This is a genomic window from Hydrogenophaga sp. YM1, from assembly GCF_016903055.1.
GTDB classification, from domain to species: Bacteria; Pseudomonadota; Gammaproteobacteria; order Burkholderiales; family Burkholderiaceae_C; genus Hydrogenophaga; species Hydrogenophaga borbori.
Window position 1 is genome coordinate 1,776,279 of sequence record NZ_CP070223.1, and the last position, 12,747, is coordinate 1,789,025.

The following is a 12,747-nucleotide window of genomic DNA, read 5'->3' on the forward strand; positions in this document are numbered from 1 at the left end:
ATGAGCGTTGAGAGCCCGTTGCCATCCGGGCAGGGCGCGCTGGCGGGCCTGAAGGTAGTCGATGCCGCGCGCGTGCTCGCCGGACCTTTTGCCGGGCAGATCCTGGGGGACCACGGCGCGGACGTGCTCAAGATCGAAAGCCCGGAGGGCGACGAGTGCCGTGGTTTCGGTCCTCCGTTTGTCAACGGGCATTCGGCTTACTTCAACGCCGTCAACCGCAACAAGCGCAGCGTCGTTCTGGACCTGGGGAAGGCGCAGGAGCGTGATCGCCTTTACTCCATGCTGGAGACGGCCGACGTCCTGCTCGAGAACTTCAAACTCAGCACGCTGCAATCCTGGGGAATTCCCAACGTCCAGTGGTTCACTGAGCGCTACCCGCGCTTGATCCACTGCCGCATCACGGGCTTTGGCGATACCGGCCCCTACGGCGGGCTGCCTGGCTACGACGCCGCCGTGCAGGCGATGGCGGGGCTGCTCTCCATCAACGGCGATCAAGGCGGTGAGCCGGTGCGCATCGGCGTGCCCATCGTTGACCTCACCACCGGGATGAACGCCGCGATGGCGGTCTTGCTTGCCCTGCAGGCCCGTGCCCGAACGGGCCGCGGCCAGATGGCGGACGTCAGCCTCTTCGACTGCGCCGTGTCGGTTGCGCATCCCTTCCTGAGCAACTACCTCCATTCGGGCAAAGTGCCGGTTCCGACGGGAAACCGGCACGTCAACATCGTGCCTTACAACGTTTACCAGACAGCCTCTTTCCCGCTGTTCGTTGCCGTGGCGAACGACCGCCTGTTCGCGAAGCTGTGTGCACATTTACAGACGCCTCACCTGCCCACGGACCCGCGTTTCGCGACGAACAAATTGCGGGTCGAGAATCGCGAGGCGCTTGAAGTGGAGCTCTCCCGGGCCTTCGCCCAGGTGGACGGCGACGCGTTCGGCAAGCAATTGCTGGCGGACGGTGTGCCGGCCGCGCCGATTCTCGACATCGCCAGCGTTGCAGCCTCCGAGCACGCCCAGTACCGGCAAATGGTGGTCCGCCAACCGGGCTATGTGGGGCCCGGCATTCCCATCAAGCTTTCCGACACGCCGGGGAGCATTCGCCGGGCGACGCCCACCTTGGGGAGCATGACGCTGGAGCCCAATGCCGACCCGTTCGACCAAGGCTGACGCGTCCCGGGCCCGTAGTAGGATCGACGACCCTGCGCGCGTGGAGAGAGGCCGATCCTTGGAGTTCCCGGACAACATCATTGCTTGGGTGGACACCGACTACGAGTCGATGCCGGCGACCCAACTGGCACTCCTCGACGCGGCGGCGAGGGCCTTCACGAACTTCGGATTTGCCGCCGCTTCCATCGATGCCATCGCGGCCCAGATCGGTGCCACGAAGGGCAGCGTTTACTACCACTACCGCAGCAAAGCCGACCTGTTCTTTGCCGTGCACAAACGTGCCATGGTGCTGAACCTGCGCGCGCAATTGCCGGTGGTTCAGGACACGTCGCTGGATGCCATCCAGAAGCTGCAAAGCATGTCCTACCGGCACGCGATGGTGATGATGGAGTACCTGCACTACCAGCGCGTCACGGTCCAGGGCGTGGAGCTTCACCAGTCCACCACGACCAGCGCGTCAGAGCGGGAGGCACTGAAGGAAGTCGTCGCGATGCGCGATGCCTACGAACACCTGTTCGAGAGCGTGCTTCGGGAAGGCATCGCGTCTGGTGGTCTGGCGGCAGTGGATCCTTCGCTGGCCTCAAAGGGCATTCTGGGTTCGCTGAACTGGATCACGGTTTGGTATCGGCCCCGAAAAGGTGACACGTTCTCTTCGCGGCACCGAATCGCCGAGCAGCTCGCCAAGCAGGTCACGCACGGCGTTTCGCGCGAGGCCCCACCTCTGGCGGGCGCTGTGACTGCGCGGCCTCAAGGCCAGCAGGCCGGCAGCGGCCATTGAACGACGCCGCATCGGCCCGGCGCGTCGCATGGGGCTGGACGCTCGCTTTCATCGGTTCGTTCGCCTTCAGTGCGAAGGCCGTCCTGGTGAAGCTGGCCTACCAACACCCCGTCGACGCCTTGACGCTGATCACGCTGCGGATGCTGATTGCGTTTCCACTTTTCGCCGGGCTCGCCTGGTGGTCGGGCAGAGGCCGGGCCCACCTGACCTCGCGTGACTGGCTCGCCGTCTTGGGCTTGGGCTTCAGTGGGTACTACCTCAGCAGCCTGCTCGATTTTGCGGGCTTGCAGTACATCAGCGCCTCCCTTGAGCGCTTGATCTTCTACTTGAGCCCGACGATCGTTCTGGTGCTGGGATTCGTCTTGCACAGGCGCGTGATAAAGCCCTTGCACTGGGCCGGCATCGCCGTCAGCTACGCCGGGATCGTCCTGGTCTTCGTGCGTGAACTGAATGCGGATGGGGCCCAGCTGGCTCTCGGGTCTGCCCTGGTGTTCGGCAGCGCATTCTTCTACGCCATCTACCTGGTCTTCAGTGCCCGCCTCATTCCCCGGCTTGGGTCGCTGCGCTTGGTGGGCTTGGCCACCAGCGTTGCGTGTATTTTGTGTGTCGTGCACTTTCTCCTGGTCCGGAAGGTCGACACGCTGTGGGTCGGGCTCGAGGTTCTCTGGCTCGCCTTCCTGAACGCCACGGTGGGCACGGTGGTTCCCGTCGTGCTCATGATGCTGGCCATTGAGCGGATCGGCGCCGCATCCGCCGCTCAGGTCGGCATGGTCGGCCCCCTGATGACTGTCGCCCTGGCCACTTACTTCCTGGGCGAGGCGGTGACGCCGGAAATGGTGGCGGGCACCGTCCTCGTGCTATGCGGCATCTGGGTTTTTTCGCGCGCCGAGTGACCCGGGCCCCGGCGGCACGGCGGGTCGGCCGCGCGGATTCGGTGTCTCGGGCGCTGGCGGCCGCCCACCTCAGTCCGCCAGGTCCCCGATCGGCACGCAGCTGCAGAACAGGTTGCGGTCGCCGTAGACGTTGTCCACACGGCCCACGGGCGGCCAGTACTTGGCGTGTGCGCGCGTGTCCAGCACGGCGGCGCCGGTCTCGCGCGGGTAGGCGCGCGTCCACTCACCCTTGAGCAGGCTGGCCGCGGTGTGCGGCGCGTGCTTCAGGGGGTTGTCGTCCTGCGGCCATTCGCCTTTTTCGATGCGGCGGATTTCCTCGCGGATGGCGATCATGGCCTCGATGAAGCGGTCGATTTCCTCCAGCGTCTCGCTCTCGGTGGGCTCCACCATGAGCGTGTTGGCCACCGGAAAGGACAGCGTGGGCGCGTGGAAGCCGTAGTCGATCAGGCGCTTGGCCACGTCCTCGGCCATCACACCGCTGGTGTCTTTCAGGTCGCGCAGGTCGAGGATGCACTCGTGCGCCACATGACCGTTGGCGCTCGCGTACAGCGTGGGGAAGTGGTCCTTGAGGCGCGCGCTGATGTAGTTGGCCGAGAGGATGGCCGTCTCGGTGGCGTGCCGCAGGCCCTCGGCGCCCATCATGCGGATGTACATCCACGAGATCGGCAGCACGGCCGCGTTGCCCAGCGGCGCGGCCGAGATGGCGCCCACGCCATTGACCGGCAGGCCACCCGCCGCGTGGCCGGGCAGGAAGGGCACCAGGTCTTGCACCACGCAGACCGGGCCCACGCCCGGGCCGCCGCCGCCGTGCGGGATGCAGAAGGTCTTGTGCAGGTTGAGGTGGCTCACGTCGCCGCCGAACTCGCCCGGCGCGGCCACGCCCACCAGGGCGTTCATGTTGGCGCCGTCCACGTAGACGCGCCCGCCGTGCTGGTGCACCAGGGCGCACAGCTCTTTCACCTGGGTCTCGAACACGCCGTGCGTGCTGGGGTAGGTGATCATCACCGCGGCCAGGTGCTTGGAGTGCTGCTCGCACTTGGCCTTCAGGTCGGCCAGGTCGACGTTGCCGTTCTCGTCGCACTTGGTGACCACGACCTGCAGGCTCACCATCTGCGCGCTGGCCGGGTTGGTGCCGTGCGCGCTGCTGGGGATCAGGCAGATGTTGCGGTGGCCTTCGCCGCGCGATCGGTGGTAGGCCTGGATGACCAGCAGGCCGGCGTACTCGCCCTGCGAACCGGCGTTGGGCTGCAGGCTGATGCCGGCGTAGCCGGTGGCCTCGCACAGCCAGTCGCGCAGTTGCCGGTCGAGCAGGGCATAGCCCTGGCGCTGGTCGGCCGGGGCGAAGGGGTGCACGTTCGCGAACTCGGGCCAGGTGATGGGGATCATCTCGCTGGTGGCGTTCAGCTTCATGGTGCACGAGCCCAGCGGGATCATGCTGCGGTCCAGCGCGAGGTCCTTGTCCGACAGCATGCGGATGTAGCGCAGCATGCCGGTCTCGCTGTGGTGGGTGTTGAAGACCGGGTGCGTGAGGAAGCCGCTGCTGCGGCGCAGGCCGTCGGGGATCAGCGGCTCCAGGCCTTTCTCGAAGGCCTCGACCGAGGGCAGGGCCTGGCCGTCCTTCGCGAAGATGGTCCACAGCAGGGCGATGTCCTCGCGTGTGGTGGTTTCGTCCAGCGTGACGATCACGTACTCGTCCCAGGCCTGGCGCAGGTTGGCGCCGTGGGCCACGGCGCGCGCCATGAGCGCGTTCGCCCGGGCCGGGTCCACGCGCAGGGCGAGGGTGTCGAACACACCCTGGTCGCCGTGGTGCGTGTCGGTGTAGCCCAGTTGGGCCAGGCCCTTGGCCAGGATGGCCGTGTACGCCGCCACGCGCTGCGCGATGCGCTTCAAGCCCTGCGGGCCGTGGTACACGGCGTACATGCTGGCGATCACCGCGGGCAGCACCTGCGCCGTGCAGATGTTGCTGGTGGCCTTCTCGCGGCGGATGTGCTGCTCGCGCGTTTGCAGGGCCAGGCGGTAGGCCGGCTGGCCATGGGTGTCCACGCTCACGCCCACCAGGCGGCCGGGCAGGCTGCGCTTGAACCCGTCGCGGCAGGCCATGTAGGCGGCGTGCGGGCCGCCATTGCCCATGGGCATGCCGAAGCGCTGCGTGGTGCCGACCACGATGTCGGCGCCCATCTCGCCGGGCGGCTTGATCAGGGTCAGGGCCAGCAGGTCGGCGGCCACGATGAAGGCGGCGTTCTTGCCGTGCACGGTGGCGGCGTCCGCCGTCCAGTCGTGCAGCCAGCCGCTGGAGGCCGGGTACTGCGTGAAGGCCGCGAAGTAGTCGTCGGCCGCCAGCATGGCGTCCCATTCCTCGCCCGACATGGCCACGCGCACCTCCAGGCCCAGCGGCGCCGCGCGCGTCTGGATCACCTCGATGGTCTGCGGGTGCGTGTCGCCCGACACCACGAAGGCATGGCCCTTGGCCTTCACGGAGCGCTTGGCCAGCGTCATGGCCTCGGCTGCGGCCGTGGCCTCGTCGAGCATGGAGGCGTTGGCGATGTCCATGCCCGTCAGGTCGGTGACCATGGTCTGGAAGTTGACCAGCGCCTCCATTCGGCCCTGCGAGATTTCGGCCTGGTAGGGCGTGTAAGCCGTGTACCAGGCGGGGTTCTCCAGGATGTTGCGCAGGATGACGCCCGGTGTGTGGGTGCCGTGGTAGCCCTGGCCGATGAAGCTCTTGAGCAGCTTGTTCTGGCGCGCGATGCCCTGGAGCTCGGCCAGCGCGGCGGCCTCGGTCAGCGGCGCGGGCAGTTGCATGCCCTGGCGGCGCGCGATCGGGCGCGGCACGATGCTGTCGATCAGCGCGCGGCGCGAGGCCTCGCCGATGACCGAGAGCATGTGGCGCTCGCCGGCTTCGTCGATGCCGATGTGGCGCGCGACGAATTCGCTGACGTTTTCGAGTTCACCCAGGGGCTTGACGGAGGGCATGAGCATGGCGGGCCTCGGTGGCGGGGGAAAGGTCAGGCGTTGTCCTTGACGAACTTCTGGTAGGCCGGCTCGTCCATGAGCGGATCGAACTGGCCCATGTCCTTGATCAGGACCTTGAAGAACCAGCCCTTGCCCAGGGGGTCGCTGTTGGCCAGCGAGGGGTCGGCGCGCAGGGCTTCGTTGACCTCGGTCACCTCGCCGTCCAGCGGCATGTAGACGTCGGCCGCGGCCTTCACCGACTCGACCACGCCGGCGACCTCGCCCTTGGCGTAGCTGCGGCCCACCTCGGGCAGCTCGACGAAGACCACGTCGCCCAGCGCGTCCTGCGCGTGCAGGGTGATGCCGACGACGGCGGCTTCGTGGTCCTCGAGCTGGATCCACTCGTGGTCGGGGGTGTACTTGACGGTCATGGTTGTGCTCCTGCGGCGATCAGCCGCGGTGGTAACGGTTGGGAACGAAAGGCAGGGAGGCCACCTGCATGGGCACGGCCTTGCCGCGCACCAGCGCGTTCAGGCGCGTGCCCACGGCCGCGAAGGCCGGCGGCACGTAGCCCATGGCGATGGGCTGGTTGATGCTGGGGCCGAGCAGGCCGCTGGTGACTTCACCGAGGCGCTCGCCGGCCTCGCTCTGCAGTTCGGTGTGCTCGCGCACCGGCACCCGCTCCTGCGCGAGCAGGCCCACGCGCACACGCGACAGGGGCGCGCTGCCGTCGAGCTGCGCGAGCACGCGCTCGGCGCCGGGGAAGCCCCCCGCGCGCGCGCCGCCTGTGCGGCGCACCTTCTGCATGGCCCAGTTGAGCGCGGCCTCCACGGGCGTGGTGGTGGTGTCGATGTCGTTGCCGTAGAGGCACAGGCCGGCTTCCAGGCGCAGCGAGTTGCGCGCGCCCAGGCCGACGGGTTTCACCTCGGGCTGCGCGAGCAGGGCACGCGCGAAGGCCTCGGTGTCGGCCGCGGCCAGCGAGATCTCGAAGCCGTCCTCGCCGGTGTAGCCGCTGCGCGTGGCGAACAGGGGCTTGCCCTGCCAGCTGAAGGCGCCGCCGGTCATGAAGACCAGCTTCTCCACGCCGGGCACCAGGCGCTGCAGGGCCGTCACGGCCCGCGGGCCCTGCAGCGCGAGCAGGCCGCGGTCGAACTGCGGCTCCACGGTGCAGCGCGCGCCGATGCGCTCGACGATGTGCTGGAGGTCGCCGTGCTTGCAGGCGCCGTTGACGATGACGAAGAGGTCGTCGCCCCGGTTCACGAACATCAGGTCGTCGATGACAGTGCCCTCGTCGCTGAGCAGCAGGCCGTAGCGCTGCTTGCCGGGCGCTAGGCCGATCACGTCCACCGGCATCAGGCTTTCGAAGGCGGCGGCGGCGTCGGGGCCGATGAGCCGCAGCTGGCCCATGTGCGAGACGTCGAACAGGCCGGCGGCTTCGCGCGTGTGCAGGTGCTCGGCCATGAGGCCCGCCGGGTACTGCACCGGCATGCTGTAGCCCGCGAAGGGCACCAGGCGCGCGCCCAGTTCGAGGTGCAGCGCGTGCAGCGGAGTCTTGAGGAGGTCGGTGGGAGCGTCGGCGGACACGGCGGGTTCTCTGGCGGGGGCAGGCCCCTCGCGGGGCGGGACACGGGTTCATCCGTGCGCTGCCCCACTGTCCGCTTTACCTGAGAGATTCACGCGGGCGATGCCACGCTTGCTCCTTCGGTGGACCCCATCGGGTGGGGCCTCTCTCCAGGGGGGATCGCCCGCCGGGTGGCGGGCGTTTGCCAGTCCTTTTGCCTGAGCGTTCGGGGCCTGGTCCGGCCCCTGCGCCTTCGGCGGTTCCCCGGGGGAACGCTCTCCTGACAATGCGGCGGATTCTAGCCGGGAACCCGGCGCGCACGGACAACGCCGCCCGGCGTCCTCAGGGGCGCGAGGGCGCGCTCAGGCGTCCTGCGGGGCGGTCTCGGGCAGCACCTTGGCCAGGCGCTCACTGATCGAGGCGGCGCGCTCGGCGCCCGCGACACGCTCGATCTCGGTGAGCATGTCCTGGCCCACGGCCAACATGCTCGCGGCGTCGCGCGCCTCGCGCAGCGCCTGGCGGAAGCGGTCGGCCAGGGCGCGGTCGCGCGCGGCGAACATGCGGTCGGACAGATCGAACAGGAACATGCGCGCGCTGGCCAGCGAGCGCGGCCCGCTGAAGGTGTCCACCGAGCCGCGCGGTGGCGGCGGCACCGGGCGCGCGGGCGGCGCGGCCGGGGCTTCGTCGATCAGGTAGCCGTCGGCCAGCAGCGCCTCCACCATGGCGCGGCCTTCGCCGTGGAAGAGGGCGTTGAGCGAATCGGTGGACTTGCGGCCATCGGCCACCAGCAGGATGGCGCGCTCGCGCTGGCCCAGCGAGCGATGGCCCGGGAGCAATTCGGTGCGGCCTTTGTCGGTCTTGATGAGCATGGGCGGTGCGCAGGCGGCGGTGGACGCCGCACTCTGGGCGGGGCACATGACGCTCGCGTGTCACGCGGGCGTGAAAAAGCCGCCCGGGGGCGGCTTCGTGGCGATCGCGTGAGGGACGTCACACGTCCCCGCCTCACATGCCCGCGTAGTTGGGCCCGCCGCCGCCTTCGGGCGTCACCCATACGATGTTCTGCGTCGGGTCCTTGATGTCGCAGGTCTTGCAGTGCACGCAGTTCTGCGCGTTGATCTGCAGGCGGTCCTCGCCCGCATCGGTCTTCACGAACTCGTACACGCCGGCCGGGCAATAGCGGCTTTCCGGGCCCGCGTACTTCGCCAGGTTCACCTGCACCGGCACCGTGCTGTTCTTCAGCGTCAGGTGCGCGGGCTGGTTCTCCTCGTGGTTGGTGTTGGAGACGAAGACGCTGGAGAGGCGGTCGAAGCTGAGCACGCCGTCCGGCTTGGGGTAGGCGATCTTGGGCATCTGGTCCGCGGGCCTGAGGTACTCGTGGTCGGGCTTGTCGCGGTGCAGGGTCCAGGGCGGCGCGCTCACGCCGATCTTGGGCAGGAACCACTGCTCGATGCCCGTCATCAGCTTGCCGATGGTCGGGCCCTTCTTGAACCAGGCCTTGAAGTTGCGGGTCTGCCAGAGCTCCTCGTGCAGCCAGCTCTTCTCGAAGGCCGCGGGGTAGGCCGAGAGCTCGTCGCTCGAACGGCCGGCCGTCACGGCCTCGAAGGCCGCCTCGGCACAGAGCATGCCGCTCTTGATGGCCGCGTGGCTGCCCTTGATGCGCGCGGCGTTCAGGTAGCCGGCGTCGCAGCCCACCAGCGCGCCGCCGGGGAACACCGTCTTGGGCATGGCCTGCGGCGTGCCGTTGTTGATGGCGCGCGCGCCGTAGCCCAGGCGCTTGCCGCCTTCGATGTGCGCCTTGATCGCCGGGTGCGTCTTCCAGCGCTGCATCTCCTCGAAGGGCGAGAGCCAGGGGTTGCTGTAGTCCAGCCCGATGACGAAGCCCAGCGTGACCTTGTTGTCCTCCAGGTGGTAGAGGAAGCCGCCGCCGAAGGTGTCGTCCGTCATGGGCCAGCCGGCGGTGTGCACCACCAGGCCGGGCTTGGCCTTGTCGGCCGGAACCTCCCACAGCTCTTTGACGCCGATGGCCCAGCTCGACGGGTCCTTGCCCTTGTCGAGGTCGAACCTGGCGATGAGCTGCTTGCCCAGGTGGCCGCGCGCGCCCTCGGCGAACACGGTGTACTTGGCGTGCAGCTCCATGCCGAGCTGAAAGGCTTCGGTGGGCTCGCCGTCCTTGCCGATGCCCTGGTTGCCCGTGGCCACGCCCTTGACGGAACCGTCGTCGTTGTAGAGCACCTCGGCGGCGGTGAAGCCGGGGAAGATCTCCACGCCCAGGGCCTCGGCCTGCTCGGCCAGCCACTTCACCACGTTGCCCAGGCTGATGACGTAGCAACCCTCGTTGTGGAAGTTGCGCGGCATCAGGAAATCGGGCGTGCGGCTCGACCCCGTCTCGCTGAGCATGAGCAGGTCGTCGCCCGTGACGGGCTGGTTCAGCGGCGCGCCGCGCGCTTTCCAGTCGGGGAACAGCTCGTTGATGGCGCGCGGGTCCATCACCGCGCCCGAGAGGATGTGCGCGCCGGGTTCGGAGCCCTTCTCCAGCACGCAGACGCTGACCTCCTTGCCTTGCTCGGCGGCCAGCTGCTTCAGTCGGATGGCGGTGGACAGGCCGGCCGGGCCGGCGCCGACCACGACCACGTCGTACTCCATGGCTTCGCGGGGACCGAACTGGGCCAGGATCTGATCATGCGTCATGGGGGGTCTCGCTCATAATGTTTGGCAACCTCCGGCCACCCTCCTTTGCGAAGGGCTCGTGTCCCGGAGCGGACCGCATTTTATGCGGCGACCGCACAAAATCGAACGACCGTTCACATTTGGGGAGACTGAGCATGGCCTACACCCTCGACCTGTCGGGCCGCGTGGCCCTGGTCACCGGCGCGTCCAGCGGGCTGGGCGCGCAGTTCGCCAAAACCCTGGCCCAGGCCGGCGCCGCCGTGGTGCTGGCCAGCCGCCGCACCGACCGCCTCATGAACCTGCGCGCGCACATCGAGGCCAGCGGCGGCGCGGCGCACGTGGTGGCGCTGGACGTGACCGACATGGCCTCCATCAAGGCCGCCATCGCGCACGCCGAGACCGAGGTCGGGCCCATCGACATCCTGGTCAACAACTCGGGCGTGAGCACCACGCAGCGCCTGCAGGACGTGGACGAGGCGGACTACGACTTCGTCTTCGACACCAACACCAAGGGCGCCTTCTTTGTTGCGCAGGAGGTGGGCAAGCGCATGATCGCGCGCGCCAAGGGCGCGGCGCCGGGCACCTTCGTCGGTGGGCGCATCGTCAACATCGCGTCCATGGCGGGGCTGAAGGTGCTGCCGCAGATCGGCGTGTACTGCATGAGCAAGGCCGCCGTGGTGCAGATGACCAAGGCCATGGCGGTGGAATGGGGCCGCTTCGGCATCAACGTCAACGCCATCTGCCCGGGCTACATCGACACCGAGCTCAACCACGAGCACTGGAAGACCGAGCAGGGCAAGAGGCTCATCGAGATGACGCCGCGCAAGCGCCTGGGTCAGGCGAGCGACCTCGATGCGCTGCTGGTGATGCTGTGCGCCAACGAGAGCCATTTCGTGAACGGCGCGGTGATCGCCGCCGACGACGGCTTTGGCGCCTAGATGGAATCCCCCCGCGCCGCCTTCGGCGTCACCCCCCAGGGGGCAACACCGGCGGCCCGGCAGAGCCGGTTCCTCGGTGTTTCTGGATTGGGCCTGCTTGCCGGCTTGGGCGCCGGCGCCTTCTGGGGCACCACCTTCGTGGCGCCGCTGGTGCTGCCCGAGTTCGGCACGGTCGATCTCACGGTGGGCCGCTTCCTCGCCTGCGGTCTGCTGTCGCTGGCGCTGCTGCTGTGGGCCGCGCTGCGCGGGGGCGCGCGCTGGCCCACGGCGCCCCAGGCCTGGGCCGCGCTGGGCCTGAGCCTGCTGGGCTACACGGGCTACTACCTGCTGCTGGTGCTGGCCATCCAGGCGGCGGGCGCGGCGCTGCCGGTGCTCATCATTGGCACCATCCCGCTGTGGGTGATGCTGCTGGGCAAGCCGCAGGGCCTGCGCTGGCGCGCGCTGCTGCCCGGGCTGCTGCTGACGGCCGCGGGCATCGCTTTGATGGTGCGTGCCAGCGCGCATGGCGGGGAGGCCGGCGCCGGCTCCAGGCTGTGGCTGGGCGTGTCGTTCGCGCTGCTGGCCACCGCTTCCTGGACGGCCTACGGCCTGCTCAACGCGCGTTGGCTGGCGCGCCACCCCGAGGTGAACTCCACGCTGTGGGCCAACTGGCTGGGCGTGGCCGCCGGCCTGGGGGCGCTGGGCATCGCGGCGGTGGCGGGCAGCGCACCGGCCGAACTCGTCGCCCAGCCGCGCTTCGGCCTGTTTGTGGCGGTGTGCCTGGTCACCGGCATCGGCGCGGCCTGGGTGGCCTCGGTGCTGTGGAACATGGCCAGCCGGCGCCTGAGCCCCAGCCTGGCCGGACAACTCATCGTGAGCGAGACCGTCTTCGGCCTGCTCTACACCTTCGCCTGGAACGGGCAGTGGCCGGTCGCCATGCAGTGGCTGGCGTGCGCGCTGTTCGTGCTGGGCATCCTTGCCTCCATCCGAGCCCACCGATGAAATTCGAACTGCCCGAGAAGAAGAAACAGGTTCACCGCATGCGCATCCCCATCCGCTGGGGCGACATGGACGCGATGGGCCACGTGAACAACACGGTCTATTTCCGCTACCTCGAAACCATCCGCATCGAGTGGATGCAGTCCATCGGCTGCCAGCCCGATCCGCGCGGCGAGGGGCCGGTGATCGTCAATGCCTTCTGCACCTTCCACAAGCAGCTGGAATTCCCTGGCGAGGTGATCGCCACCATGTACGTGAGCGACACCGGCCGCACCAGCTTCGAGAGCTGGTGCACGCTCACGCGCGCCGACGACCCCGAGACGGTTTACGCCTCGGGCGGCGCCACCACGGTGTGGGTGAACTTCCCTCAGCAGAAGTCCGCGCCCATCCCGGACAGCCTGCGCCAGCACCTGGAAGGCTGACCCGGGGTGGCTGGCCGCGCCGTGGCCGTGCCGCGGCGGCCGCGCGCGCTCACTGCTTGTTCTTCTTGAACTCGATGTCGTCGGCGTACAGCCGGCCGTCGCGGCGCTTGATGTCCACTTCCACGTAGTGGCCCTCGCGCAGGTCTTCGAAGCGCTTGTAGTCGTTTTCGTAGTCCGTTTTGTCGGTGACGTAGACCACTTCGCTGTTGATCGTGAAGCTGCGCGCGCTGTGGTCGATGGACTGGATGCGGCCTTTCAGATCCTCGGCGTGCGCGGCGCCCACACCCAGGGCGAGGGCCGAGGCAAGCAGGAAGGCGCGGACGCGGAACGTGTGGCTGAGCGGCATGGTGAACCTCCGAAGTGATGACGAGGTATTGAAACGCCCGGCCGCCGG

Annotated in this window: 12 protein-coding genes and 2 riboswitches; of the genes, 6 read left to right on the top strand and 6 right to left on the bottom strand. The window is 68.6% G+C overall.

From position 1 onward, the window contains the following. The 3 genes from JNX00_RS08495 to JNX00_RS08505 all read left to right on the top strand — a co-directional run bounded on the left by JNX00_RS08495 (position 1) and on the right by JNX00_RS08505 (position 2,835). Complete coding sequence (locus JNX00_RS08495) at positions 1 to 1,164, top strand: CoA transferase (RefSeq protein ID WP_204744684.1); 1,164 nt, start codon at positions 1 to 3, stop codon at positions 1,162 to 1,164. A 109-nt stretch (positions 1,165 to 1,273) separates the two neighbouring features. Further along, positions 1,274 to 1,942 (top strand): TetR family transcriptional regulator, encoded by a 669-nt coding sequence (locus JNX00_RS08500; protein ID WP_204745025.1) that lies wholly within the window; start codon positions 1,274 to 1,276, stop codon positions 1,940 to 1,942. After that, on the top strand, positions 1,939 to 2,835 hold the full coding sequence (locus JNX00_RS08505) for a DMT family transporter (RefSeq protein ID WP_204744685.1): 897 nt from the start codon (positions 1,939 to 1,941) through the stop codon (positions 2,833 to 2,835). The genes JNX00_RS08500 and JNX00_RS08505 overlap by 4 nt, the downstream gene beginning before the upstream one ends. Positions 2,836 to 2,904: 69 nt before the next feature. Here the strand turns inward: JNX00_RS08505 and gcvP are convergent, their stop codons facing one another. The 5 genes from gcvP to JNX00_RS08530 all read right to left on the bottom strand — a co-directional run bounded on the left by gcvP (position 2,905) and on the right by JNX00_RS08530 (position 10,036). After that, a complete protein-coding gene (gcvP, locus tag JNX00_RS08510) occupies positions 2,905 to 5,814 on the bottom strand; it encodes an aminomethyl-transferring glycine dehydrogenase (protein ID WP_204744686.1) in 2,910 nt (969 codons plus the stop codon). A 26-nt stretch (positions 5,815 to 5,840) separates the two neighbouring features. Further along, on the bottom strand, positions 5,841 to 6,218 hold the full coding sequence (gcvH, locus tag JNX00_RS08515; protein WP_070398150.1) for a glycine cleavage system protein GcvH: 378 nt from the start codon (positions 6,216 to 6,218) through the stop codon (positions 5,841 to 5,843). 19 nt (positions 6,219 to 6,237) lie between these two features. After that, on the bottom strand, positions 6,238 to 7,371 hold the full coding sequence (gcvT, locus tag JNX00_RS08520; protein WP_204744687.1) for a glycine cleavage system aminomethyltransferase GcvT: 1,134 nt from the start codon (positions 7,369 to 7,371) through the stop codon (positions 6,238 to 6,240). A gap of 57 nt (positions 7,372 to 7,428) precedes the next feature. Next, a riboswitch (glycine riboswitch) is annotated at positions 7,429 to 7,532 on the bottom strand. Positions 7,533 to 7,544: 12 nt separating this feature from the next. After that, positions 7,545 to 7,641: riboswitch (glycine riboswitch) on the bottom strand. A gap of 69 nt (positions 7,642 to 7,710) precedes the next feature. After that, entirely contained in the window at positions 7,711 to 8,217 is a 507-nt protein-coding gene (locus JNX00_RS08525) for a hypothetical protein (protein WP_204744688.1), read from the bottom strand. 133 nt (positions 8,218 to 8,350) lie between these two features. Next, complete coding sequence (locus JNX00_RS08530) at positions 8,351 to 10,036, bottom strand: electron transfer flavoprotein-ubiquinone oxidoreductase (RefSeq protein WP_204744689.1); 1,686 nt, start codon at positions 10,034 to 10,036, stop codon at positions 8,351 to 8,353. A gap of 134 nt (positions 10,037 to 10,170) precedes the next feature. On the opposite strand from JNX00_RS08530, the gene JNX00_RS08535 reads away from it, so the two are divergent. From JNX00_RS08535 to JNX00_RS08545, 3 genes are read left to right on the top strand one after another with little or no spacing between them, the layout of a single operon-like run. Further along, the gene (locus tag JNX00_RS08535) at positions 10,171 to 10,953 is read left to right on the top strand and encodes an SDR family oxidoreductase (RefSeq protein WP_070398146.1); all 783 of its coding nucleotides are present in this window, start codon (positions 10,171 to 10,173) and stop codon (positions 10,951 to 10,953) included. Next, the gene (locus JNX00_RS08540) at positions 10,954 to 11,934 is read left to right on the top strand and encodes a DMT family transporter (protein WP_239478286.1); all 981 of its coding nucleotides are present in this window, start codon (positions 10,954 to 10,956) and stop codon (positions 11,932 to 11,934) included. Then, positions 11,931 to 12,353, top strand: coding sequence for an acyl-CoA thioesterase (locus tag JNX00_RS08545; protein WP_070398144.1), 423 nt, complete (start codon positions 11,931 to 11,933; stop codon positions 12,351 to 12,353). The genes JNX00_RS08540 and JNX00_RS08545 overlap by 4 nt, the downstream gene beginning before the upstream one ends. A gap of 49 nt (positions 12,354 to 12,402) precedes the next feature. Here the strand turns inward: JNX00_RS08545 and JNX00_RS08550 are convergent, their stop codons facing one another. Further along, positions 12,403 to 12,699: a DUF5666 domain-containing protein gene (locus JNX00_RS08550; RefSeq protein ID WP_070398143.1), complete on the bottom strand. Its 297-nt coding sequence runs from the start codon at positions 12,697 to 12,699 to the stop codon at positions 12,403 to 12,405. Between the last annotated feature and the right edge of the window lie 48 nt (positions 12,700 to 12,747).